24 protein-coding genes and 1 other annotated feature are annotated in these 26,404 nt (G+C 37.2%); all 24 genes read right to left on the bottom strand.

Annotated features, from left to right (window positions below):
* Nucleotides 1–24 precede the first annotated feature (24 nt).
* The 24 genes from rpsJ to AB4Y30_RS00530 all read right to left on the bottom strand — a co-directional run bounded on the left by rpsJ (nucleotide 25) and on the right by AB4Y30_RS00530 (nucleotide 26,316).
* Nucleotides 25–333, bottom strand: coding sequence for a 30S ribosomal protein S10 (gene rpsJ / locus AB4Y30_RS00645; protein WP_368653605.1), 309 nt, complete (start codon nucleotides 331–333; stop codon nucleotides 25–27).
* A 416-nt stretch (nucleotides 334–749) separates the two neighbouring features.
* Nucleotides 750–1,940: an elongation factor Tu gene (tuf, locus tag AB4Y30_RS00640; RefSeq protein WP_368653604.1), complete on the bottom strand. Its 1,191-nt coding sequence runs from the start codon at nucleotides 1,938–1,940 to the stop codon at nucleotides 750–752.
* A 118-nt stretch (nucleotides 1,941–2,058) separates the two neighbouring features.
* Complete coding sequence (gene fusA / locus AB4Y30_RS00635; RefSeq protein WP_368653603.1) at nucleotides 2,059–4,137, bottom strand: elongation factor G; 2,079 nt, start codon at nucleotides 4,135–4,137, stop codon at nucleotides 2,059–2,061.
* Nucleotides 4,138–4,176: 39 nt separating this feature from the next.
* The gene (rpsG, locus tag AB4Y30_RS00630; protein ID WP_368653602.1) at nucleotides 4,177–4,647 is read right to left on the bottom strand and encodes a 30S ribosomal protein S7; all 471 of its coding nucleotides are present in this window, start codon (nucleotides 4,645–4,647) and stop codon (nucleotides 4,177–4,179) included.
* A 33-nt stretch (nucleotides 4,648–4,680) separates the two neighbouring features.
* A complete protein-coding gene (gene rpsL, locus AB4Y30_RS00625) occupies nucleotides 4,681–5,094 on the bottom strand; it encodes a 30S ribosomal protein S12 (protein ID WP_368653601.1) in 414 nt (137 codons plus the stop codon).
* A gap of 251 nt (nucleotides 5,095–5,345) precedes the next feature.
* Entirely contained in the window at nucleotides 5,346–5,597 is a 252-nt protein-coding gene (locus AB4Y30_RS00620) for a ribosomal L7Ae/L30e/S12e/Gadd45 family protein (RefSeq protein ID WP_368653600.1), read from the bottom strand.
* Nucleotides 5,598–5,744: 147 nt separating this feature from the next.
* On the bottom strand, nucleotides 5,745–9,359 hold the full coding sequence (rpoC, locus tag AB4Y30_RS00615; protein ID WP_368653599.1) for a DNA-directed RNA polymerase subunit beta': 3,615 nt from the start codon (nucleotides 9,357–9,359) through the stop codon (nucleotides 5,745–5,747).
* 189 nt (nucleotides 9,360–9,548) lie between these two features.
* A complete protein-coding gene (gene rpoB, locus AB4Y30_RS00610; protein ID WP_368653598.1) occupies nucleotides 9,549–13,079 on the bottom strand; it encodes a DNA-directed RNA polymerase subunit beta in 3,531 nt (1,176 codons plus the stop codon).
* 874 nt (nucleotides 13,080–13,953) lie between these two features.
* Nucleotides 13,954–14,556: a class I SAM-dependent methyltransferase gene (locus tag AB4Y30_RS00605; RefSeq protein WP_368653597.1), complete on the bottom strand. Its 603-nt coding sequence runs from the start codon at nucleotides 14,554–14,556 to the stop codon at nucleotides 13,954–13,956.
* 130 nt (nucleotides 14,557–14,686) lie between these two features.
* Nucleotides 14,687–15,052: a 50S ribosomal protein L7/L12 gene (rplL, locus tag AB4Y30_RS00600; protein ID WP_368653596.1), complete on the bottom strand. Its 366-nt coding sequence runs from the start codon at nucleotides 15,050–15,052 to the stop codon at nucleotides 14,687–14,689.
* Between the two features lie 63 nt (nucleotides 15,053–15,115).
* Nucleotides 15,116–15,619 (bottom strand): 50S ribosomal protein L10, encoded by a 504-nt coding sequence (gene rplJ / locus AB4Y30_RS00595; protein ID WP_368653595.1) that lies wholly within the window; start codon nucleotides 15,617–15,619, stop codon nucleotides 15,116–15,118.
* Nucleotides 15,620–15,660: 41 nt separating this feature from the next.
* Nucleotides 15,661–15,797, bottom strand: a sequence feature (ribosomal protein L10 leader region).
* A 54-nt stretch (nucleotides 15,798–15,851) separates the two neighbouring features.
* Nucleotides 15,852–16,547: a 50S ribosomal protein L1 gene (rplA, locus tag AB4Y30_RS00590; RefSeq protein ID WP_368653594.1), complete on the bottom strand. Its 696-nt coding sequence runs from the start codon at nucleotides 16,545–16,547 to the stop codon at nucleotides 15,852–15,854.
* 127 nt (nucleotides 16,548–16,674) lie between these two features.
* Complete coding sequence (gene rplK / locus AB4Y30_RS00585) at nucleotides 16,675–17,100, bottom strand: 50S ribosomal protein L11 (RefSeq protein WP_368653593.1); 426 nt, start codon at nucleotides 17,098–17,100, stop codon at nucleotides 16,675–16,677.
* A 253-nt stretch (nucleotides 17,101–17,353) separates the two neighbouring features.
* Nucleotides 17,354–17,887 carry a transcription termination/antitermination protein NusG gene (gene nusG / locus AB4Y30_RS00580; protein ID WP_368653592.1) on the bottom strand — a complete coding sequence of 178 codons (534 nt, stop codon included), beginning with the start codon at nucleotides 17,885–17,887 and terminating at the stop codon, nucleotides 17,354–17,356.
* 227 nt (nucleotides 17,888–18,114) lie between these two features.
* Nucleotides 18,115–18,282 carry a preprotein translocase subunit SecE gene (secE, locus tag AB4Y30_RS00575; RefSeq protein WP_368653591.1) on the bottom strand — a complete coding sequence of 56 codons (168 nt, stop codon included), beginning with the start codon at nucleotides 18,280–18,282 and terminating at the stop codon, nucleotides 18,115–18,117.
* A 29-nt stretch (nucleotides 18,283–18,311) separates the two neighbouring features.
* The gene (gene rpmG / locus AB4Y30_RS00570) at nucleotides 18,312–18,461 is read right to left on the bottom strand and encodes a 50S ribosomal protein L33 (protein ID WP_368653590.1); all 150 of its coding nucleotides are present in this window, start codon (nucleotides 18,459–18,461) and stop codon (nucleotides 18,312–18,314) included.
* Nucleotides 18,462–18,547: 86 nt separating this feature from the next.
* Entirely contained in the window at nucleotides 18,548–19,201 is a 654-nt protein-coding gene (gene sigH / locus AB4Y30_RS00565) for an RNA polymerase sporulation sigma factor SigH (protein WP_368653589.1), read from the bottom strand.
* 275 nt (nucleotides 19,202–19,476) lie between these two features.
* Nucleotides 19,477–19,980 (bottom strand): NYN domain-containing protein, encoded by a 504-nt coding sequence (locus AB4Y30_RS00560; RefSeq protein ID WP_368653588.1) that lies wholly within the window; start codon nucleotides 19,978–19,980, stop codon nucleotides 19,477–19,479.
* Between the two features lie 2 nt (nucleotides 19,981–19,982).
* Entirely contained in the window at nucleotides 19,983–20,726 is a 744-nt protein-coding gene (rlmB, locus tag AB4Y30_RS00555) for a 23S rRNA (guanosine(2251)-2'-O)-methyltransferase RlmB (RefSeq protein ID WP_368653587.1), read from the bottom strand.
* 53 nt (nucleotides 20,727–20,779) lie between these two features.
* Nucleotides 20,780–21,172 (bottom strand): Mini-ribonuclease 3, encoded by a 393-nt coding sequence (locus AB4Y30_RS00550; RefSeq protein ID WP_368653586.1) that lies wholly within the window; start codon nucleotides 21,170–21,172, stop codon nucleotides 20,780–20,782.
* The gene (cysS, locus tag AB4Y30_RS00545; protein WP_368653585.1) at nucleotides 21,172–22,575 is read right to left on the bottom strand and encodes a cysteine--tRNA ligase; all 1,404 of its coding nucleotides are present in this window, start codon (nucleotides 22,573–22,575) and stop codon (nucleotides 21,172–21,174) included. Before cysS ends, AB4Y30_RS00550 begins: the two co-directional genes overlap by 1 nt.
* On the bottom strand, nucleotides 22,575–23,219 hold the full coding sequence (cysE, locus tag AB4Y30_RS00540) for a serine O-acetyltransferase (protein ID WP_368655138.1): 645 nt from the start codon (nucleotides 23,217–23,219) through the stop codon (nucleotides 22,575–22,577). Before cysE ends, cysS begins: the two co-directional genes overlap by 1 nt.
* A 309-nt stretch (nucleotides 23,220–23,528) precedes the next feature.
* Nucleotides 23,529–25,001 carry a glutamate--tRNA ligase gene (gene gltX / locus AB4Y30_RS00535; protein WP_368653584.1) on the bottom strand — a complete coding sequence of 491 codons (1,473 nt, stop codon included), beginning with the start codon at nucleotides 24,999–25,001 and terminating at the stop codon, nucleotides 23,529–23,531.
* Nucleotides 25,002–25,209: 208 nt separating this feature from the next.
* Nucleotides 25,210–26,316 carry a PIN/TRAM domain-containing protein gene (locus AB4Y30_RS00530; RefSeq protein ID WP_368653583.1) on the bottom strand — a complete coding sequence of 369 codons (1,107 nt, stop codon included), beginning with the start codon at nucleotides 26,314–26,316 and terminating at the stop codon, nucleotides 25,210–25,212.
* Nucleotides 26,317–26,404 lie beyond the last annotated feature (88 nt).

Genomic DNA, 26,404 nt, shown 5'->3' with positions numbered 1-26,404 from the left:
GCACCTCCTATATAAGATCAAATATTATAGTTTAATTTCAATATCCACACCAGATGGTAAGTCAAGACGCATTAAAGCATCAACTGTCTGTGGTGTTGGATTAACAATGTCAATTAGACGTTTGTGTGTACGCATTTCGAATTGTTCACGAGAATCTTTATACTTGTGAACCGCACGTAGAATTGTATATACAGATTTGTCTGTCGGTAATGGAATTGGTCCAGACACCTTTGCACCAGAACGTTTTGCTGTACCTACGATTTTCTCAGCTGATTGATCAAGAATACGATGATCATAAGCCTTTAAACGAATTCTAATTTTCTCTTTTGCCATTATTTTCCCTCCTTCTCGCCCATTTTATAATAGACATACTCTGTAGAAATTTCTTAGCCACCCGCCATGGCAAAGGGGCCGGGTGTGCCAACAACCTTCCACTTCATCGCCTTTTTAGACCAACAGTCTTATTATAAATAAAAGCTGCGGTCAATGCAAGAGTTTTCTAAGGAAAATCCTTATAAAGTTGCTTTTTTAAGCGCTCTTTGCACATTTTTTTATTATACAAACATTTTATAGCGATTGCAAGCAATATCGTAAAATTTATCGAATTGAAGAATATTTATTTTTCTATTCAACAGGTACCCCATTTTTTCATATGAATTTGATAAAATTCTTTGTTGGATAAAAACATGTTTAGATTAACAAAAAAGCAGACAGCTTTTTCGCTGTCTGCTTCTGTATATTAATAATTATTATTTAACGATAGATGAAACAACGCCTGAACCTACAGTACGTCCACCTTCACGAATAGAGAAACGAGTTCCTTCTTCGATCGCGATTGGAGAAATTAGTTCAACGCTTAATTCAACATTATCTCCAGGCATTACCATTTCTACGCCTTCAGGTAATTGGATAACACCAGTTACGTCAGTTGTACGGAAGTAGAACTGAGGACGGTAGTTACCAAAGAATGGAGTATGACGTCCACCTTCTTCTTTTGATAATACATAAACTTCAGATTTGAAGTTAGTGTGTGGAGTGATTGTACCAGGCTTAGCTAATACTTGTCCACGAGTGATTTGCTCACGAGTAACCCCACGAAGTAATGCACCAATGTTATCTCCAGCTTCAGCATAATCTAAAAGCTTACGGAACATTTCTACTCCAGTTACAGTAGTCTTCATAGCTGCTTCGTTAAGACCGATGATTTCTACTTCATCTCCAACCTTAACTTCTCCACGCTCAACGCGTCCAGTAGCAACTGTTCCACGTCCAGTGATTGTGAATACATCCTCAACTGGCATCATGAATGGTTTTTCTTTGTCACGCTCTGGAGTTTCAATGTACTCATCAACAGCGTCCATTAATTCAACGATTTTCTCTTCGTATGCAGCGTCTCCTTCAAGTGCTTTTAAAGCAGAACCTTGAATTACAGGGATGTCATCACCTGGGAAGTCATACTCAGAAAGTAAATCACGAACTTCCATTTCTACTAATTCTACTAACTCTTCGTCGTCTACCATATCGATTTTGTTTAAGAATACAACGATAGAAGGTACACCTACGTTACGAGATAATAGGATGTGCTCACGAGTTTGTGGCATAGGGCCGTCAGCAGCAGATACTACTAAGATAGCTCCGTCCATTTGTGCAGCACCAGTAATCATATTTTTAACGTAGTCAGCGTGTCCTGGGCAATCTACGTGTGCATAGTGACGAGTAGCTGTTTCATACTCAACGTGAGAAGTAGCGATTGTAATTCCACGCTCTTTCTCTTCTGGAGCTCCATCGATTTGGTCATAAGCCATAGCTTGACCAGAACCGTTTACTTTGTTCATAACTGTTGTGATAGCAGCAGTTAAAGTAGTTTTACCATGGTCAACGTGTCCGATTGTACCAATGTTAACATGGGATTTCGAACGATCAAATTTTTCTTTAGCCATTAATATTTCCTCCTTAATTAAATAAGCATTATTTTTATATTATGATTGGCAAAAAACAATTTAAATTATGTTTTTAGCTCTTACTAATTGTTATACGTGATGAATAATAAAAAATCAATTATTCTCCCGCATTTTTCTTAATAATTTCTTCAGCAATACTCTTAGGTACTTCTTCATAGTGGTCGAAAATCATTGTGTAGACTCCGCGACCTTGAGTATTTGAACGTAGAGCTGTTGCATATCCGAACATTTCAGAAAGTGGTACAAATGCTCTTACTACTTGTGCATTTCCTCTTGCTTCCATACCATCTACGCGTCCACGACGTGAAGTAACGTCACCCATTACATCACCTAAATACTCCTCTGGAACAATGATTTCTACTTTGAATACTGGCTCAAGTAATACTGGATCACATTTAGATTTAGCAGCTCTTAAAGATAAAGAACCTGCAATTTTAAAAGCCATCTCACTTGAGTCAACATCGTGGTAAGAACCGTCAAATAATGTAGCTTTTACATCGATTAAAGGATATCCAGCTACTACACCATTTTGCATTGCTTCAGCAATACCAGCTTCAACAGATGCGATGTATTCGCGAGGAACAACTCCCCCTACGATTTTGTTTTCGAAAACAAATCCTTCGCCTGGCTCAAGTGGTTCATATTTAACCCAAACGTGTCCGTATTGTCCACGTCCACCTGACTGACGAACGAACTTACCTTCAACTTCAGCCGTTGAGCGGAATGTTTCACGGTAAGCAACTTGTGGAGCTCCTACATTCGCTTCCACTTTAAATTCACGCTTCAAACGGTCAACGATAATATCAAGATGAAGCTCACCCATACCGCTGATAACTGTTTGACCCGTTTCTTTATTTGTTTCAGTGACAAAAGTCGGATCTTCTTCTGCAAGCTTAGAAAGTGCAATACCCATTTTATCTTGGTCTGCTCTTGTTTTTGGCTCGATTGCAACAGTGATAACTGGCTCAGGGAATTCCATAGATTCTAATATAACAAGATTTTTCTCGTCACATAGAGTATCCCCTGTAGTTGTATCTTTCAAACCTACTGCCGCAGCAATTTCCCCTGTGTAAACAGTTGAAATTTCTTCACGAGAATTCGCATGCATTTGTAGGATACGTCCTACACGCTCACGCTTATCCTTAATTGAGTTTCTTACATAAGATCCTGAATTTAGTTTACCAGAGTAAACACGGAAGAATGTAAGCTTCCCTACGAATGGGTCAGTCATTACTTTAAACGCTAATGCTGAGAATGGTTCGTCATCGCCAGCAATACGCTCAACTTCTTCTTCAGTTCCAGGAACAATACCTGTAATAGCAGGAATATCAAGTGGTGATGGTAAGTATTCAATTACTCCATCTAGTAATAATTGAACCCCTCTGTTTTTGAATGCAGAACCACAGAAAACAGGATATAAATCAATGTTTAATGTAGCTTTACGAATAGCTTGTTTTAGTTCTTCTTTAGTGATTTCTTCACCTTCTAAGAACTTCATCATTAGCTCTTCATCTAATTCAGCAACAGATTCAATTAATTCTTCACGTAATTGCTCTGCTTTTTCTTTGTACTCTGCTGGAATCTCACGTGATTCTGCAGTTGTACCTAAATCATCTAAGTAGAAATGTGCTTCCATTTCAATAAGGTCGATAATTCCTTCGAATTCATCTTCCGCACCGATAGGGAATTGCACTGGGCGTGCGTTAGCTCCTAAACGATCTCTTAATGTACCAACAGCATATAAGAAATCAGCGCCTGTTTTATCCATTTTGTTAATGAATACAGCTCTAGGTACCCCGTAAGTTGTAGCTTGGCGCCAAACTGTTTCTGTCTGTGGTTCTACACCTGATTGTGCATCTAGAACTGTTACAGCACCGTCAAGTACTCGTAGTGAACGCTCAACCTCAACTGTGAAATCTACGTGTCCAGGAGTATCAATGATGTTGATACGGTGTCCTTTCCATTGCGCAGTTGTTGCAGCTGAAGTGATTGTAATACCACGCTCTTGCTCTTGTTCCATCCAGTCCATTTGTGAAGCACCTTCATGTGTCTCACCAATCTTATGAATACGTCCTGTATAGAAAAGGATACGCTCGGTAGTTGTTGTTTTTCCGGCGTCAATATGCGCCATAATACCGATATTACGTGTCTTTTCCAAGGAGAACTCTCTTGCCATGTGTTTTTCTCCTTCCTAAAATCATCTTTAGTATGGTGATTACCAACGATAATGAGCAAATGCTTTGTTTGCTTCTGCCATTTTGTGTAAATCTTCACGTCTTTTAACAGACGCACCTGTATTATTAGAAGCATCTAGAATCTCGTTCGCTAGACGCTCTTCCATTGTTTTCTCTCCACGTAAACGTGAATAGTTTACAATATAACGTAAGCCTAAAGCTTGACGACGCTCTGGACGAACTTCCACTGGAACTTGGTAGTTAGAACCACCAACTCGACGCGCGCGCACCTCTAGTACTGGCATTACATTTTTCATTGCTTGATCGAAAACTTCCATAGCCTCTTGGCCACTTCTTTCAGCAACTAATTCAAATGCATTGTAAAGAATTTTTTGAGCTTTACCTCTTTTTCCATCTATCATAATTTGATTAATTAATCGAGTAACTAATTTAGATTTATAAAGCGGATCTGGTAAAACGTCTCTCTTAGGTACTGGTCCTTTTCTTGGCATGTGTTTTCCTCCTTTCCAAAGATGTATGATCAATTATTTTTTAGCTTTTTTAGCACCGTATTTAGAACGTCCTTGCTTACGTCCATCAACACCAGCAGTATCTAGCGCACCACGAACAATATGATAACGCACCCCTGGTAAATCTTTAACACGTCCACCACGAATTAGTACAACACTGTGCTCTTGTAGGTTGTGCCCAATCCCTGGGATATATGCTGTTACTTCCATGTTGTTAGATAAACGAACACGCGCATATTTACGTAATGCAGAGTTTGGCTTCTTAGGTGTTAAAGTACCAACTCTCGTGCATACACCACGTTTTTGTGGAGAGCTTTGGTTTGTGAAAGATTTCTTAAAGCTGTTATACCCTCTATTTAGAGCAGGTGAGTCAGTAGCTTTTACTTTACTAACACGACCTTTACGAATTAATTGGTTAATTGTAGGCATTATTTGTTTCCTCCTTCCCATGATTGTTATATAGCTTGTCATAATTGACTTGCTTCTAATTTAATCTGCTCCTATATAAGGTAAAATGTTATATAGGTGATTAAAAGTTTCAATTACCACTTGTTCCAGAACTAAGCAGATTTAATCAACAATTATTTGTGCTAATTAAGCTCATTTCTAATACCACATATCCGGGCGGTTCATCAAAGAGCAAAAAACAAATGCTTCACGGTTTTTTTCCGCCAAGACGTTTATTTTTTTACTGCTACTGCTGATGTTCCTACTTCTATGCCACAAGCAGCACCTAACTTTTTCATCGAATCAACTCGATATACCGATATATTTGCTTCTTTAGCAAATTCTACTACCGGATCAGTTAATCTAATATCTGCGTCAGTCGCAATGTACACTTCACTGGCAACTTCATTCTTTATTGCCTTTAATACTTGCTTAATACCGACTACAATTTTTGGTTGTACCTGTGTCAATTTTTCATAAGACATCAAGTCGATCCTCCAATATAATAAGTATAATCGGAAGCACCTAAAACATAGTAACATTCTCGTTTTTTAATGTCAACAGAAAATGCATTATTTTTCGGTGCTTCCTAACATTTTTTTCCTATACTTATCGTTTTAAATCAACAGTAATTATTGAATTGTTTCTATCTCTATTTCTTTTGTTTCTCTTTCTTCCTCTGCAGTAACTCCCGCTTTAATGGAACGATATTGTTTCATTCCCGTACCAGCCGGAACTAACTTACCAATAATTACATTCTCTTTTAATCCGAGTAGTGCATCATGCTTACCTTTAATTGCTGCATCTGTCAACACTCTTGTTGTCTCCTGGAAGGAAGCCGCAGATAAGAAGGATTCTGTTTCTAATGATGCCTTGGTGATTCCAAGTAGAACTGGTTCTCCAACAGCTGGTTGTGTTCCTTCTTGTAATGCCTTACCATTTGCTTCTCTGAATAAATGTAATTCAAGCAATGAACCTGGTAAAACATCTGTATCCCCAGCGTCTGTTACCTTGATCTTCCTTAACATTTGACGAACCATTACTTCAACGTGCTTGTCACCAATTTCAACCCCCTGCATACGGTATACTTTCTGTACCTCACGTAGCAAGTAATTTTGAACGGCTTCTACACCTTTAACGTCTAATAACTCTTTAGGATCAATAGAACCTTCTGTCAACTCTTCTCCCGCATCTACTTCATCGCCAATAGAAACTCTTACACGGGCATTATACGGAATAACATGTTCGTTCTGTGTACCATCTTCACCTTCAATTACCATGACGCGTTTATCTTTTACTTCTTTCATTTCAAGAACGGTTCCTGGAATCTCGCTAATTACAGCTTGACCTTTTGGATTACGGGCCTCAAATAGCTCTTGGATTCTCGGTAAACCTTGAGTGATATCGTCTCCAGCAACCCCACCTGTATGGAATGTACGCATTGTTAACTGTGTACCTGGCTCACCAATAGACTGAGCAGCGATAATTCCTACTGCTTCTCCTACTTCTACATCATCACCAGTTGCTAAGTTACGACCATAACATTTCTGGCAGACACCATGTTTCGTATTACACATAAATACAGAGCGAATCTGTACTTCTTCTACACCAGCATCTGTAATTTGTTTTGCTTGGTCTTCAGAAATGATTACACCTTTTTCAAGAATAACATCTCCTGTTTCTGGATGTTTAACATCTTTAAACAATGTACGACCAACGAGACGATCGATCAATGGTTCGATTACTTCTGGACCATTCATGATAGCAGCTACTGTTAAACCACGATCTGTTCCACAATCCGCTTCTCTGACAATTACGTCTTGAGCAACATCTACTAGACGACGTGTCAAGTAACCAGAATCGGCAGTCTTTAATGCTGTATCCGCAAGTCCTTTACGCGCTCCGTGTGTAGAGATAAAGTACTCTAATACGGTTAACCCTTCACGGAAACTCGAACGAATTGGTAACTCGATGATTCTCCCTGCCGGGTTTGCCATAAGTCCACGCATACCTGCAAGCTGCGTAAAGTTTGATGGGTTACCACGGGCACCAGAATCACTCATCATAAAGATTGGGTTTTGTGAATCTAATGAATGTATTAATCTTTCCTGAATATCATCTTTTACTTCGGACCAGATAGAGATAACATGCTCATAACGCTCTTCTTCGGTAATTAAACCACGACGGAATTGCTTCATCACATTATCTACTTTAATTTGTGCTTGGTCGAGTAATTCTTTCTTGTTTTCTAATACAACGATATCTGAAATTCCAACTGTAATTCCTGCTTTTGTAGAATACTTGAATCCTAAATCCTTCATGCGATCAAGCATTTTAGACGTTTCACTGATCTTAAAGCGTTTGAATACTTCCGCAATAATGTCTCCAAGGATTCCTTTTTTGAATGGTTGGATAAGTTCACGGCTCTTAATTTCTGCCGGAATATCTGTTCCTGGATCTACAAAATAGTGCTCAGGTGTTTCAATTTCTAGATTAGATCTTGTTGGCTCATTAATATACGGGAACGATTTTGGTAAAATTTCATTGAAAATGAGTTTACCAACTGTTGTTAATAATAATCTTTTATTTTGTTCTTCTGTAAATGTTTCATTATTTAAGCTACCTGCATAAATCGCAACTCTTGTGTGCAAATGTACATAACCATTTTGATATGCCATAGACGCTTCATTTATATCATTGAAGACCATTCCTTCACCACGAGCATCTTTTCGCTCAATAGTTAAGTAGTAGTTACCTAATACCATATCCTGTGAAGGTGTAACAACTGGCTTACCATCTTTTGGATTAAGAATGTTTTGCGCAGCTAGCATTAAAATACGAGCTTCCGCTTGGGCCTCTGCTGATAAAGGTACGTGAATAGCCATCTGGTCTCCATCAAAGTCGGCATTATACGCTGTACATACTAATGGGTGTAAGCGAATTGCGCGCCCTTCAACAAGAGTAGGTTCAAATGCTTGAATACCAAGACGGTGCAAAGTTGGTGCACGGTTTAATAATACCGGATGTTCTTTAATAACATCTTCTAGTACATCCCAAACCTCCGGATGTATGCGCTCAATTTTGCGTTTTGCAGATTTGATATTATGGGAGATTCCACGACTTACTAATTCTTTCATTACAAATGGCTTAAATAGCTCTAATGCCATTTCTTTTGGCAATCCACATTGATACATCTTTAAGTTAGGTCCTACTACGATAACGGAACGACCAGAGTAATCAACACGCTTACCTAATAAGTTCTGACGGAAACGGCCTTGTTTCCCTTTTAACATATGAGATAGTGATTTTAATGGTCTGTTTCCTGGACCAGTAACTGGTCTTCCACGTCTACCATTATCCACTAATGCATCTACTGCTTCTTGAAGCATTCTTTTCTCATTTTGTACAATAATCCCAGGGGCACCTAGATCTAGAAGGCGCTTCAAACGGTTGTTACGGTTAATCACACGACGGTATAAATCATTTAAATCAGAAGTTGCAAAGCGACCACCGTCTAATTGAACCATTGGGCGAATTTCAGGAGGAATAACTGGTAAAACATCTAGTACCATCCATGAAGTATCGTTGCCAGAATTACGGAATGCCTCCATCACTTCTAATCTTCTAATCGCACGAGTTCGACGTTGACCTTTAACTGTTTTAAGCTCTTCTCTTAATGCTTCTACTTCTTGTTCTAAATCAATATCTTGAAGTAATTTACGAATTGCCTCAGCGCCCATTTCTGCTTTAAAGGAGCTGCCATATTTCGAATAGTACTCACGATATTCTTTCTCTGAAAGAAGCTGTTTTTTCTCAAGTGGTGTATTGCCTGGCTCTGTTACAATATATGCCGCAAAGTAAATTACTTCTTCTAGTGCACGTGGAGACATATCTAAGATTAGTCCCATACGGCTCGGAATACCTTTGAAGTACCAAATATGTGTAACTGGTGCCGCAAGTTCAATATGTCCCATACGCTCACGACGAACTTTAGATTTTGTAATCTCTACTCCACATCGATCACAAACTACACCTTTATATCTTACACGCTTATACTTTCCGCAATGACATTCCCAATCTTTTTGTGGACCAAAGATTCGCTCACAAAACAGCCCATCTTTTTCTGGTCGCAATGTACGGTAGTTAATCGTTTCAGGTTTCTTTACCTCTCCATATGACCAAGAACGAATTTTTTCTGATGAAGCTAAACCAATTTTCATATACGCAAAGTCGTTTACATCTAACAAAGGGCCTACCTCCCTATTTTTGTCCGATTTTACCAATTATATAGATGTTAAAATCGGAGATGTTAGCTCCTAAGAGCCAACACTCCGCTATTTTTCACCTTACACTTAAAGCAAACTTGGCAAGTTTAGCATGGAAGTTCCAGCTACATCATGCTCAATTTTCTTTATCGTACAAGTATTCTACTTAACTTATTCCATTTCTAAATTAAGCTTACCTGCTACATTTGTTTCATCATCATCTAACTCACGTAAATCAATTTCTTCCATTTCACTTGTTAACATTTTCACGTCCATACCAAGACTTTGAAGTTCTTTGATAAGTACCTTAAATGATTCAGGTACTCCTGGGTCAGGAACATTTTCTCCCTTAACAATTGATTCATATGTTTTCACACGGCCAACGATATCATCTGATTTAACCGTAAGAATTTCCTGCAATGTATAAGCAGCACCATATGCCTCAAGAGCCCAAACTTCCATCTCTCCGAAACGCTGTCCACCGAATTGTGCTTTACCACCAAGCGGTTGTTGCGTTACTAGTGAGTATGGTCCAGTCGAACGTGCGTGAATCTTATCATCAACCATATGTGATAATTTCAGCATATAAGAGATTCCGACAGAAACACGATTATCAAAAGGTTCACCTGATCTACCATCATATAGAACTGTCTTCGCATCACGCGGCATACCAGCTTCTTCTAATGTATCCCAAACATCTTGCTCTGTAGCACCATCAAATACTGGAGAAGCTACATGAAGACCTAGCTTTCTTGCTGCCATACCTAAATGCAATTCAAACACCTGTCCGATGTTCATTCGCGACGGTACCCCTAGTGGGTTAAGCATGATGTCAACCGGTGTTCCATCTGGCATATAAGGCATATCTTCTTCTGGTAAAATTTTCGAGATAACCCCTTTATTTCCGTGACGTCCCGCCATCTTATCTCCTTCTGAGATTTGACGCTTCTGAACGATATAAACACGTATAAGCTGATTCACTCCTGGCGGTAACTCATCGCCATCTTCACGGTTAAAGATTTTAATATCAAGTACAATTCCACCAGCACCATGTGGTACACGTAATGATGTATCTCGTACTTCACGCGCCTTCTCACCAAAAATGGCATGAAGTAATCTTTCTTCCGCAGATAGTTCTGTCATTCCTTTAGGAGTTACTTTACCTACTAAAATATCCCCATTGGTTACTTCAGCCCCAATACGAACAACTCCATGTTCATCAAGGTTCTTTAACGCTTCTTCACCAATGTTTGGAATATCTCTTGTAATTTCTTCAGGCCCTAACTTTGTATCACGAGCTTCTGCTTCATATTCTTCAATATGAATAGATGTATATACATCATCTTTTACAAGACGCTCACTCATGATAATCGCATCCTCATAGTTAAATCCTTCCCATGTCATGAAGGCAACTAATACGTTGCGACCTAATGCAAGCTCTCCTTTTTCCATGGAAGGCCCATCAGCAAGTACTTCACCTTTTACAACGCGGTCTCCTTTCTTTACGATTGGAGATTGGTTGTAGCATGTTCCTTGGTTGGAACGAATATATTTTAATAATGGATAATGTTCTAAGTCGCCTTGAACTTCTTTTCCATCTACTTCTTCAATTCTTCTTACCAAAATTCTTTTCGCTTCTACGCGCTCTACGATTCCATTATGGCGACAAATTACTGCCGCACCAGAGTCCTTACCTGAAACATATTCCATCCCTGTTCCAACGATTGGCGATTCTGGCTTCAATAATGGTACTGCTTGACGTTGCATGTTCGCTCCCATTAATGCACGGTTAGAGTCATCATTTTCAAGGAACGGAATACAAGCTGTCGCCGGAGAAACTACTTGTTTAGGAGAAACATCCATATAATCCAGCTGTTCACGTGGTACAACTGTGTTTTCTCCTCGAAAACGTGCAACAACCTCTTCATTGATGAAATGTCCTTCTTCATCAAGTAGAGCATTCGCTTGTGCAACTACATAGTTATCTTCTTCGTCCGCAGTCAAATAATCGATTTCATCTGTTACTTGACCTGTATCCGGATCTACACGACGATATGGTGTTTCGATAAATCCAAAATCATTAACTCTACCATAACTGGATAAGGAGTTAATCAGACCGATGTTTGGTCCTTCTGGTGTTTCAATTGGACACATACGACCATAGTGAGAATAGTGTACGTCACGAACTTCAAAGCCGGCACGTTCTCTAGTTAAACCACCAGGCCCTAATGCAGATAATCTACGCTTATGTGTTAACTCTGTTAATGGGTTAGTTTGATCCATGAACTGAGATAACTGTGAACTTCCAAAGAATTCTTTAATGGAAGCAATTACTGGGCGAATATTAATTAATTGTTGTGGAGTGATGCTTGATGTGTCTTGAATTGACATACGCTCACGCACAACACGCTCCATTCTAGATAAACCAATACGGAATTGATTTTGGAGTAACTCTCCAACAGAACGTAATCTTCTATTTCCTAGGTGATCAATATCATCTGAATCTCCTACGAAATAAAGCAGGTTAAAAAAGTAATTAATCGCGCAAATGATATCTACTGGCATAATATGTTTAATATTTTTATCTAAACCACCATTGCCAAGTACGTTTAATACTCTTTCTCCTGTTGGATCACTTGGATCATAAATCTTAATCGATTGGAATGTAACTGGCTCTACTAAAACACCGTCCTGTAATTCAACCGTTTCTTCGCCTAATTTAGCTTCATCACGATCTAAATACGGCATAAGTTTATTAAGAAGCTTACGATCTACTTTATCTCCTTTTTCAGCTAACACTTCTCCAGTTTCTGGATCAACAAGTGTTTCTGCTAAAACTTGGTTAAAGATTCGATTTTTAATATGAAGCTTTTTATTCATTTTATAGCGACCAACATAAGCAAGGTCATAACGCTTCGGATCAAAGAAACGTGAAATCAATAAACTTTTCGCATTTTCAACGGTAGGTGGTTCACCTGGACGAAGACGCTCATAGATTTCAAGCATTGCTTTTTCTGTTGTTTCGGTATTATCTTTTTCTAATGTGTTCTTTAGGTATTCATTTTCACCTAATAAATCAATAATTTCTTCATTGGACCCAAACCCTAATGCTCTTAGTAATACTGTAATTGGCAATTTACGAGTTCGGTCAATTCTTACATAAACTACATCTCTAGCGTCCGTTTCGAATTCTAACCATGCTCCACGGTTAGGGATAACCGTAGCCATAATACCACGCTTACCATTCTTATTCATTTTCTCGCTATAATAAACACTTGGTGAACGAACAAGCTGAGAAACGATAACACGTTCTGCACCATTAATAATAAAAGTACCCGTGTCTGTCATTAATGGGAAATCACCCATAAATACTTCTTGTTCTTTTAGCTCACCCGTTTTGTTATTAATTAAACGGACCTTCACACGTAGCGGAGCATTGTAAGTGACGTCTCTTTCTTTTGAGTCACTGATTGAATATTTAGGCTCGCCTAAACTATAATCAATAAACTCCAGCGATAAGCTTCCCGTAAAATCTTCAATTGGAGAAATATCCTGAAACATTTCTCTCAAACCTTCTCTTAAAAACCACTCATAAGAAGCTGTTTGAATTTCTATGAGATTTGGTAGCTCTAACACTTCACTAATACGTGCATAGCTTCTACGTTGGCGATGTCGCCCATACTGAACTAGATGACCTGTCAACTGCTTCACTCCTCAATCGGCATTTTTTAAACAAGCTTGTTTAAAAAACTGACTTAATATTAATAATAAATACTGCATGCTACGGTATAAGTCTTGACAATGTGTTTAGTAGACTTTCAGCCACTAATTGATAAGTTAATTTTGATGCATCCTTCATTAAGCTAGGATCAATTACGCCTCGACTTGTTACATCTGTTTTTGACTTTTCTACACTACTAACGAGAATTCCTATAAATCATAAGCTCTCGTGTAGTTCTTAAAATCGCAACACTCGTCGGAGGCTCTATCTTCATTCAATTGGTTGCCCATGGAACAGAAAAAAACTAGCATACCTCTCATTACCTATAGAATAGAAATCAGAGTCTTCTGCTGTCATTGAAGATAAAGGCTTTCATCAGAATGCTATCGTTTCTTTGATAAAAATCCACATTCTAATACTCACCGTCCTAAAACGAACTTATCAAAGAGTACGAACAATGAAGAAATGTTGATTTTAAAATCATAAAGACAAAAAACTTGTCATTTCCCATTTCCACTATATATTTTACGTTTTTCGTGAAAAGGTTCTGCCAGTTATTGTTTTTTGTCACTTGTTTTCTTAATCATTTTCAGTTATATTTTAAAATATAGAAAAAGGCTCTTCACTAAAAACCTAGCGATATAAATCATTTCTAGGTTTAAAATAATAAAAAGCTGTTCAAAATGATTTGTTACAAGTAACACCAATAATAATTTTCTGGCATTTTAACAAGTCATACCCTATTGTTTAAATTTTATACACTTCTTTACCCTGATTTTGTAAATCTAAAGAAACTCTTGACAATAAAAACCTCATATTACCATCTAATTATATTACCACACTCATGAATCAAGGTCAAATCTTTTTAGCTTTGTATATAAAATATCCTTTACTCCGCGCAATAATATCCACATTTCCAAATAATGATTCTAATTTATCTTTGGCTGAAGGCCCACCTTGTTTTTTCTGAATAACAATCCACAACTCACCTTGCGACATTAATGCTTGTTCACTTTCTTCAAACATGTGATAAACTACTTTTTTCCCTGCTCGAATCGGCGGATTTATTAAAATTGCTGCAAATTGATGTGATTGTATATTAGAAAAACGATCCGACTGAATCACTTTTGTATTTTCCACTTGATTTGCTTTTGCATTTTTCTCTGCTAGAGCTACAGACCTTTCATTTACATCAGCCATTATTATTTGGCGGTTTGGAAATGAATTTGCAAGGGCAATACCAATCGGCCCGTATCCACAACCAAGATCCAAAAAATCTCCCTCTATTTCTGGTTCAACAAAGCTTTCAATCAAAAGCCGTGAGCCGAAATCAACCCCATGCTTTGAAAACACACCAACATCACTAGTGAATTTAAATGTTTCACCACGTAAAATGTATTCCCATATGATTGGTTTGCTTTTAGACTGAGGGTTTTCTGAAAAGTAATGGTCTGACATAACGACACCCGCTTTTTCTTATAATCATTACAGACATCAGGTCATTTAAAGCACCTGACTGTTTCTAAGTATCAAAAGATGGTGAAAGCCCGTCAAAAAATTGACGAGCTTTTTTTATTTCATATTTTAATTATTTAAGTTCTACTGAAGCTCCAGCTTCTTCTAACTTAGCTTTCATTTCTTCAGCTTCTTCTTTAGCTACGCCTTCTTTAATTGCTTTTGGAGCTCCATCTACAAGCTCTTTAGCATCTTTAAGACCAAGGCCAGTGATTTCACGAACAGCTTTGATTACTTTAATCTTAGAAGCACCAGCATCAGCAAGTACAACGTCAAAATCAGATTTTTCTTCAGCGCCACCTTCAGCAGCTCCACCAGCTACAACAGCAACAGGTGCTGCAGCAGTTACTCCAAATTCTTCTTCAATTGCTTTAACTAAATCATTTAATTCTAAAACTGTCATGTTTTTTACAGCTTCAAGGATTTGTTCTGTAGTCATTTTATTTCCTCCTAATTTAAATAAACCATTATTTTATTTTTTCGTAATCATTTCGTACAAAAATTAAGCTTCCTGTGCTTCATCTTTTTGATCAGCAACAGCTTTTGCAGCGTAAGCAAGGTTACGGATAGGCGCTTGTAATACGCTAAGTAACATAGATACAAGTCCATTATGATCTGGAAGAGTAGCAAGTTCCTTGATTTGATCAAGTGTAGCTACGTTTCCTTCAATTACTCCACCTTTGATTTCTAACATTTCGTGATCTTTAGCGAAATTGCTAAGAATCTTAGCAGGAGCAACAACATCATCTTTACTGAAAGCAACAGCTGTTGGACCAGTTAAAGTTTCAGTTAAGCCTTGCAAATCAGTATCAGCAACTGCACGACGAGTTAATGTATTCTTGTAAACTTTATACTCAACGCCAGCATCACGAAGTTCTTTACGTAGTGCAGTAACTTCAGATACGCTTAGTCCACGGTAGTCAACAACAACAGCTGTTTGGCTTTCTTGGAATTTTTCACTGATTTCTTGTACAATACTTTGTTTTCTCTCAAGTACTTTAGACATTTTTCCACCTCCAACTGACATCGTTATACATTGTTAAGACCGCCTCTACGAGAAAAGCCTCCATGTAGACATGGAGGCTTAAGCAAACATCATTAAAGATTATTTTGCAATTAAACACCTCGGTAGGATGATTAAGCAATAAAGCCCCTACTGTCTACGGTACAACGTATTTGATTTATATATCAAGCCGAGATTCATCATAACAAATCAGGCTTGTAAAGTCAATCTTTTTTTAGCGAGTAAAACCTGATGCATCTACTTTAATTCCAGGGCCCATTGTAGACGTAATAGAAACATTACGGATATAAGTCCCCTTAGCTGCTTGTGGCTTCACTTGAATAATTGTTTTGATTAATGCTGTGAAGTTCTCAATTAATTTTTGATCATCAAAAGAGATCTTACCAACTGGAACGTGTAAATTACTAGCACTATCCACACGGTATTCAACTTGTCCAGCTTTAATATCATTAACAGCTTTTTCAACGTCGAATGTTACTGTACCAGTTTTCGGGTTTGGCATTAAGCCCTTAGGTCCTAATACACGTCCTAATTTACCAACTTCAGCCATCATATCAGGTGTAGCAACAATTACGTCGAATTCGAACCAACCTTGATTGATTTTATCAATTAGGTCCTGATCTCCTACATAATCTGCTCCTGCTGCTTCAGCTTCTTTTACTTTTTCACCTTTAGCAAATACTAGAACCTTTTGAGTTCTACCAGTTCCGTGTGGTAATACCATTGCTCCACGGATTTGCTCGTCTGCTTTCTTAGGGTTAACACCTAAACGGAAAGCAACTTCAACTGTCTCATCAAAGTTTGCTCTTGCTACTTTTTTAAGTAATGCAACAGCTTCTTCAATGCCGTAAGCTTTTGAACGATCAACAAGCTTTACAGATTCATTATATTTCTTACCTTTTTTCGCCATATCATTTCCTCCTCTATTGTGGTTTTAGCGGATATACCTCCCACTTATAAAAGACCGTGCCTTTTATAAAAAAGGATAACTAAGATTATCCTTACTTTATAATTTAGAGACTTATCCTAAATTATAATTAGTCTTCGATTGTAATTCCCATGCTGCGAGCTGTACCTTCAACCATACGCATTGCCGCTTCAACATCAGCTGCGTTTAAGTCTACGATTTTACTCTCAGCAATTTCTCTCACTTTATCGCGCTTCACGACAGCAACCTTGTTACGGTTAGGCTCTCCAGAAGCTTTTTCAATACCTGCTGCTTTCTTTAAAAGAACAGCTGCTGGTGGAGTTTTTGTAATGAAAGTAAATGAACGATCTTCAAACACTGTGATTTCAACTGGAATAATTAAACCAGCTTGTTCTTGTGTTTGTGCGTTGAACTCCTTACAAAATCCCATGATATTAATTCCCGCTTGACCTAATGCTGGTCCAACTGGTGGTGCAGGATTTGCTTTTCCTGCTGGGATTTGTAGTTTTACAATATTGATAACTTTTTTAGCCACGAGACATACCTCCTTAAAGTCCGTGATGTGGTAAATTGGGACTCTTGTTTAGTTTTAGAGACCCTCCCACTCATTTTTATTCATAAACTCACTTTTGTAAGCACATATGAATAACATGAGAATTCTAGCACGTATATCTACAAAAAGCAAGTGATTTTCTGTTTATTTTCAGAAAATCACTTATGTCTTGCCTCAGCTGGATGGATAGTATATGTGAAAAGCTAGATCATATCTTTTTGAGGCTCTATTGATTTTATAATTTTTGAATTTGTGAAAAGTCTAGTTCAACAGGTGTTTCTCTACCAAACATATTAACATGAACACGTACAACTTTCTTGTCATGATCAATATGCTCTATCGTTCCTTCAAAATCAGCAAATGGACCATCAGAAACACGTACACTTTCTTTTAATTCGAAGTCAATCTGAACGGCAGCATCATTAATACCCATACGCTTGAGTACTACCTCCACTTCATCTGGAAGCAATGCTGTTGGCCTTGCACCTTGACCACTAGAACCAACAAAGCCTGTTACTCCTGGAGTATTGCGAACAACGTACCAAGAGTCATCTGTCATAACCATTTCAGCTAATACATAACCAGGGAAAACTTTTTTCTTTGTTAATTTTGTTTTACCGTCTTTCACTTCTGTTTGTTCATCTTCTGGAACAAGCACGCGGAAAATTTTGTCTTGCATCCCCATTGTCTCAACGCGCTTTTCTAAATTTGTTTTTACTTTATTTTCATAACCAGAATATGTATGAACAACATACCAATTCTTTTCCATGCTTTATCCTCTCCCTCCTACAACATATCTTTTATCAATTATTTGATCTTATGTCCCATCTCCTACTAAAAAGATTACTCCGAACCTTTTCAATTGAAACGCTAAGGACTTCTGTCGATTAATTTTAAAAACAATATTAAAAAACCCGGAATCATTCGGGTTTTTGCTAACGTGCATATTAATTTTCATTATAACATAAAAAAATCCAATTTATTCAATCAATTATTTTATAATCTATTTAATACTTGTGAAATCAAGAAATCAACCACTGCAAAGAAAACCGCCGCAAACGCTACTGTTGCCACAACTGTAATGGTATATGTTGTTAGCTCTTTACCTTTAGGCCAACTTACTTTTTTCATTTCTCTTGATACGTCTTTTAAAAACTTAACCATTTTACCATACTCCCCCAGAAGGATACTCTCTATTTCGTTTCACGATGAAGCGTATGTGAATTGCAGTGTTTGCAAAACTTTTTCACTTCTAAGCGTTCTAATGTCGTTGTTTGATTTTTATATGTCGAATAGTTTCTGTTTAGACAAACTGAACAAGCTAATATCACTTTATTACTCATTATCTCACCCCAAATCAGGGTTTTATACTTTATTAATGTAGCATGGGCAAAGAAACGTGTCAATCATTTATTAGTTCTTGTCCATTTTAAAAAATAAAATCACTCTTTTTTACAAAATCCTCTAATTTCTTTTTCACTCGTTGAAGAGCATTGTCAATCGATTTCACATGTCGCTTCAACCGCTCTGAGATCTCTTGATAAGAATAACCATCTAGATATAATTGCAATACCTTCTGCTCTAAATCGCTTAATAATTCAGACATTTTTAGCTCCATTTGTCCATATTTTTCTTGATTAACAAGTAATTCTTGAGGATCTACATCTTTTGTTCCAGGAAGTACATCAGATAATGTACGCTCTGACTCTTCTTCATGATAGACAGGCTTATCTAGTGATACATAAGAATTCAAAGGAATGTGCTTCTGGCGAGTTGCTGTTTTAATTGCAGTAATCATTTGTCTAGTAATACACAGATCTGCAAATGCCTTAAACGATGCTAGCTTGTCCTGATCATAATCACAAATCGCCTTATACAAGCCAATCATGCCTTCTTGGATAATATCCTCTCTATCTCCTCCAATAATAAAATACGTACGCGCCTTTGACCAAATGAATTTCTTGTACTTTTCAATCATAAAATCGAGGGCCTCAGCATGACCACGACGGATTAATTGTACTAATTCATCATCTACTAACATGTGCAAGCTTCTATTCTCTATTTCTAATTGGCTAACACCCAACTGTACTCCCCCAATCCGCTTTTGTAATTATTTACAGATTATACAGTAAGCGCTTCCATAACTCAATATACTGAATTTATCATGAAGTAAAAAAACATCATATCCTGACGAAAATAGAGAGATATAACAACTTTATCATTCTTTCTTTTCTATTATTTTCAAAAGATATTTATTAGCTAGATAGAATAGAGATAAGTCTTTTCAGCCATCAATAGATCCTATACAACAAAAAATTCCACATGTCGCTTCATGTAGAATTTTTTGTTAAGATTTTTTTATTTGACACCTCGGCGCCATTTTTCAAATACCGCACGAATGTCATCATTTAAATTAATAGTAGATGGAGGCTTTTCCTTTTTATGCTCTTCCATTTTCGATTCCACTTCTTTGGAAAATTCCTCTATCTCTAAAAGCAACTCTCGTGCAGACTTCCTCAAAGCACCTTTTCCAAAGATGATGCGTTGTTCTAAGTAATCTGATGTCGCTACATAAACTTCATTTTGAATGTTTTTATATTTTAATATTAACCGCTCTATACATTCATCTGCTGTCTCATCTTTTTTCGTATAAATTATTTCTATTTTATATTGCTCCATTTTACTTTCTGGTCCATCTGCATGATGAGCATCAAACACAACGATGACACGAAATCCAGAGAATGCTTGATAATCTGCCATTAAATTAAGAAGATGGTCACGTGCCAATGCTAAATCATTGACCTCATGAAATCCCCTCCATGCTCCAATGATGTTATACCCATCAACAATCAACACATTCATTGCTAGTTCCCAACCGGATGTCGTTTTCTATATACTTCATAAAGCAGTAATCCGCAAGCAACGGATGCATTTAAGGATGTAACTTGTCCTTTCATTGGAAGACTTACTGTCCAGTCACAAGACTCTTTGACAAGTCGACTCATGCCTTTTCCTTCACTACCAATTACGAGAGCAAGCGCTGTTTCACCATCTAAATTACGATAATCCTCGGAACCTTCAGCATCTGTCCCAACAACCCAGACATTTCGTTCCTTTAGTTCATTAATCGTATCTACCATGTTTGTCACACGGACAACAGGAACATATTCTAACGCACCTGTTGACGTTTTCGCTACTGTCGCCGTTAAACCAACAGAACGTCGCTTAGGGATAATTACACCATGCGCGCCTGTTGCATCAGCCGTCCGAAGAATGGAGCCAAGATTATGTGGATCCTCCAGTTCATCTAATAAAATAAAGAAAGGTAACTCGTCTTTTTGTTCTGCCGCTTGGAATAAATCTTCTAATGATGCGTACTGATAAGAAGCGACATAAGCAACTACACCCTGATGGTTCTCTGATGTCAGTTGGTTTAATTTATTTTTTGGTACCTTCTGTACAATTGTTCCTGCTTTTTTACCTGCTTGTTGAATTTGTCGTTCAAAATTTTGATTCACTTGATCAGATATCATCACTTTATTCACAGAACGCCCAGATTTCAATGCTTCTAAAACAGGATTTTTTCCAATAATCAGTTCTTCATCCACTAAAATTCCTCCTTTGTATAAAAATGTAGAGCAAGTGAAGAAAAATGATAGGTTTAGCGTTGTTCAACATAAGCAACTGCTTCAGCAAGTAGCTCTTGTAATCTTTCCTCATTACCTAATAAATAATGATATCCAATAACTGCCTCAAAGCCTGTACTATGTCTATATGTTTGTACATCTAAGTTTTTTGGGATAGAGGCAGATTTCGCATTTCTACCTCTGCGAAAAACTGCCTCCTCTTCTTCTGTCAAAAACTTTGTGCTTATCCAGTGACGTACAATTTCAGCTTGTGCTTTACCAGCAACGAAGGATATAGCTCGTTGATGTAATTCATTTGGTTTCACTTCTCCTATTTGCACTAAATGATTTCGGACATATAATTCATATACGGCATCTCCCATATAGGCTAAAGCTAAGCTTTTCATTTGTTTTACATCAATTGCCATTAGGAACCTCTCTTCCAACGAACCCCTTGTGCCGTATCCTCTAAAATAATATCCTGGCTGCGTAATTCATCACGAATAGCATCTGCACGTGCGAAATCACGATTCTTCCTAGCATCCTCACGCTCTGCGATTAATGCTTCGATTTCATCATCTAGCAATTCTGCTTCTTCTTGTAGCTCAATCCCTAGTACACCTAAGAAGGTACGAAGCAATGCTTGGAATGCTTCAATAACTTCTTCAGATGTTTGCTTTTCATTTAAATAAACATTTGCTTCCTTTGCAATATCAAATAACACAGAAATTGCATTTGCTGTGTTGAAATCATCATTCATCGCTTCTTCAAATTGCTTACGGAGATCATCTATTTTCGCAAACCATTCTGTATTATCTTGAGGTAAGTTTGTGCTTGTTTCCTTGCGATGTGACAAGTTAAAATACGCTGTTTTAATTCGTTCAAAGCTATTTTTCGCACTTTCGAGTAAATCCTCTGTAAAGTTAATCGGATTACGATAATGCACACTTAGCATAAAGAATCGTAATACTTGTGGGTCATGATTTGCTAATAAATCCTTCGTTAAAATAAAGTTACCGAGTGATTTTGACATCTTCTCATTATCAATGTTCATATATCCATTATGCATCCAGTAATTAGCAAATGGCTTTTCATTTAATGCTTCTGACTGCGCAATTTCATTCTCATGGTGTGGAAATGTTAAATCTTGACCTCCAGCATGAATATCAATGGTTTCTCCTAAATATTTTTTTGCCATTGCAGAACATTCAATATGCCAGCCCGGACGCCCTTCTCCCCAAGGTGATTCCCATGCAATTTCGCCAGGCTTTGCTTTTTTCCATAATGCAAAGTCAAGTGGATCCTCTTTAATTTCCCCTACACGAATACGCGCACCAGAACGCAATTCATCAATGGATTGATCAGAAAGTTTCCCGTATTCATCAAATGCACGTGGTTTGAAATAGACATCTCCTTCTATTTCATACGCATAGCCCTTATCAATTAATCCTTTAACAAATTCAATGATTTCATCCATTGTTTCTGTCACTCTCGGGTGATATGTTGCCTTTTTCACGCCAAGTGCACGAACATCATTTAAATAAGCATCAATAAAACGATTGGTTAATGTGTTAACACTCTCACCTAATTTTTGAGAAGCATCAATTATCTTATCATCTACATCTGTGAAATTTAATACATACTTCACTTCAAATTTTTGATACTCTAAATAACGACGAACTGTATCGAACACAATTGCAGGACGTGCATTTCCAATATGAATATAATTATAAACAGTTGGACCACAGACATACATTCGTACTTTATTTGGTTCAATTGTCTTAAATGCTTCCTTTTGACGTGTCAATGTATTATAAATATTGATTGTCATTACTCTCTATCTCCCTTTAATTTTTCTATTTCTGCTTTCAAAAGCTCAATCTCCTCTTGTTGCCGTTTAAAACGATCAGCAATAGGGTCTGGCAAGATATGATGGTCTAAATTATGAGTTACCCTCTCACCATCTTTAACAACGACTCGACCAGGAATACCAACGACAGTAGCATGATCTGGTACATCTTTTAGTACAACAGAACCTCCACCCACTTTAGAATACTCGCCAATCGTTATCGAACCAAGCACTTTTGCTCCTGTTGCAATTAAAACATTATCTTTAATGGTTGGATGACGTTTTCCCTTTTCTTTACCTGTACCACCAAGTGTTACACCTTGATAAATGGTTACATTATCTCCTATTTCACATGTTTCTCCGATAACTACACCCATTCCATGATCAATAAAAAACTTCCTACCAATCTTTGCTCCAGGATGGATCTCAATACCCGTTAAAAAGCGACTGATTTGCGAAATAACACGAGCAATAAAATATAGCTTCCATCGATAGAAAACATGTGCCACTCGATGGGCCCATAGCGCATGTAAACCAGAATATGTCAAAAAGACTTCTACGTACGAACGTGCAGCGGGATCCTGGTCAAAGATATTATCCATATCCTCTTTCATTCGTTTAAACATGCTCATATACAGCCTTTCTTATTTATTTTTGCTTTAAAAAAAGCGTCTCTGTGTAAAATTTTACACAGAGACGCTCATATCGCGCGGTTCCACTCTGATTGGAGACACTTAGGTTCTCCCGACTTTTTACTCTTGTTATCGGTAGAGTATACCGTCGTTTTATAAATAAGGTGCATTTCAAAAGCAGCCCTTAAAATCACTTCCAGCCAATGTGATTCTCTCTGTATAAGTTCAAACTTTTTACTTGTCCTTAGAAACGAATATCATATTACCTATACTATATTATATTTTCTATAACCTGTGAATCAATTAAGCTTCTAAATTTTTTAATACTGTATCTAGACGCTTTAGGATAACTTCTTTTCCTAATAATTCAATAGCCTTTGGTAACTCCGGTCCATTTGTTTGGCCAGTAGTCGCTACACGAATTGGCATAAATAATTTTCTACCACGATGTGTTGTTTCTTTTTGTGTAGCTTTTATTTGATCTTTAATATTAGCAGCTGTAAATTCGTCTAAATGGATTAACTTATCTGTAAGTACTTGTAATACTTCAAGCACCTGTTCTTCTTGTAATACAGCCTGAGCCGCTTCATCATAGTTAATTTCCTCTTTAAAGAAAAGCTCTGTTAATTCAACGATCTCTGCTCCGTATGATAACTGCTCTTTATAAAGTGAAATAACTTCCTCCGCCCAAGCTCGTTGTGTTTCATCCATATCTGCTGGTAAATTGCCTGCTTCAATTAAATGTGGTAGCGCAAGATCAATTACCGTTTGTAAGTCTGCTGCTTTTAAATATTCACCATTCATCCATTGTAGCTTCTTCACATCGAAAATCGCTGCAGAAGTAGATAGACGTTCTGGATCGAAAATTTTAATTAATGTTTCTCTATCGAAGATCTCTTCTTCTCCCACTGGAGACCAACCAAGTAAAGCAATAAAATTAAATAATGCCTCTGGCAAATAACCTAAATCACGATATTGTTCAATAAACTGAATGATATGCTGGTCACGTTTACTTAGCTTTTTACGATCTTCATTTAAAATTAATGTCATATGTCCAAATTGTGGTGCTTTCCAATCAAATGCATCATAAATCATCATCTGTCTTGGTGTATTTGAAATATGCTCTTCTCCACGTAATACATGAGTAATTTCCATTAAATGATCGTCAATTGCTACAGCAAAGTTATATGTAGGATAACCATCTTTCTTTACAATTACCCAGTCCCCAATATCATTAGAATCAAATGAAATTCTTCCTCGTACGATATCTTGGAACGTATATGTTTTATTCTTTGGCACACGAATACGAATGCTTGGTTGTCTACCTTCTGCACGGAATTCAGCAATTTGCTCAGGCGTTAGATTGCTATGTGCACCAGAATATTTTGGTACTTGTCCATTCGCGCGCTGCTCCTCACGCTCTGCTTCTAGCTCCTCTTCCGTCATAAAGCATTCATATGCCAGATCTCTAGCTAAAAGTTCATCCAAATACTTTCTATAAATATCTAAGCGTTCTGTTTGACGATACGGACCATAATTACCTGAAATATCCGCACCTTCATCCCACTGGATTCCTAACCATTTCAAAAAGAGAAATTGACTTTCTTCTCCACCTTCTACATTTCGCTTTAAATCTGTATCTTCTGTACGAAGAATAAATTTCCCATCAAAATGCTTTGCAAATAAATAATTAAATAATGCTGTACGTGCATTTCCGATATGTAAATAACCTGTCGGACTTGGTGCATAACGTACGCGAACTTCTGTGTTCCCCATGATTAGTCCCCTTCCCTTTAAATAAAGGTTTACGATCAGATTTTGAAATCTTTATACTAACAAAAGGCCGGGAAATAACGAGTTAAAAATAATGGGAAAGTGATGAAGCTTGTACAATACTTGATCATATAAGCTTCATCAACCTTTTCCAAGAACAACTTCAGTTATATCCCTGCCTCTTTTTTATCCTCTTTAATTTATACCCTTTTTATAATGCTTTTTCAAGTGATTTTGGTTTTGCGAAGATCATCCGTCCAGCAGAAGTTTGTAGGACACTTGTAATTACTACTTCAATCGTTTGACCAATGAAGTCTCGTCCATCTTCTACAACAATCATTGTACCATCATCTAAATAAGCAATTCCTTGTTTTTGTTCCTTACCATCTTTAATTACTTGTACAACAAGCTCTTCTCCAGGAAGCACTACTGGCTTCACAGCATTTGCTAAATCATTAATATTAAGAACAGGTATTCCCTGGAAATCACTTACTTTATTTAAGTTATAATCATTCGTCACTAATATTCCGCCAGAATCCTTTGTTAGCTTAATTAACTTACTATCTACTTCTGGAATATCTTCATAATCACCTTCAAAGATTTCTACTTTTACCGGAATTTCCTTTTGAATACGATTTAAGACATCAAGTCCCCGGCGCCCACGATTACGTTTTAACACATCAGATGAATCTGCAATATGCTGCAATTCTCCTAAAACAAATTGCGGAATAACAATCGTACCTTCTAAAAATCCAGTTTGACAAATATCTGCGATTCTTCCATCAATAATAACACTTGTATCTAAGATTTTTGGTTTAGATGATGAAGAAGTTTTCTCCTTATTCTTCTCTCCAGATACAGGCTTGCGCTTCTCTTTTTCTCGACGATTTAAATAGATTAATGTTGCAAACTCTTCCCGACGTCTAAAGCCAACCTGAAAACCTAAATAACCTAATACAATAGTTAAAAATAAAGGAATTACCTGTGATACAAATTGTATATTAATATCTTGGATTGGTAAGTTAATTAAATAGGCAATAATTAAACCAAGAATGAGTCCTAAGCTACCAAAAAACAAGTCCACTACTGGAACTTTAATCAGTCCATCCTCTATCCAGCGTAAAAAACCTACAATATAATCTGCTATTAAATATGAAATAATAAAAAATATGAGTCCACCAATTATTGCGCCAATATAAGGCGAAGTTAACCACTCTGGGCTAGTAATGTTTAATAAGCTAAATAGTCTTGGACCATATAAATAACCTAGTGTTAACCCACTAATAATAAAAAATATACTTACAATTTTTTTCAACATGCCTGACACCTCCATTCATTATTATTACCTTTTTTTCTCAATCTCATTCCCCTTTCACTAATAAATCATAACATAGTGGAAATTTTCA

The sequence above is a fragment of the Ornithinibacillus sp. 4-3 genome (assembly GCF_040958695.1).
Classification (GTDB): Bacteria; Bacillota; Bacilli; order Bacillales; family Amphibacillaceae; genus CALAMD01.
The sequence above is the reverse complement of the archived record's forward strand: the minus strand, read 5'-3'. Positions and strand labels throughout refer to the sequence as shown.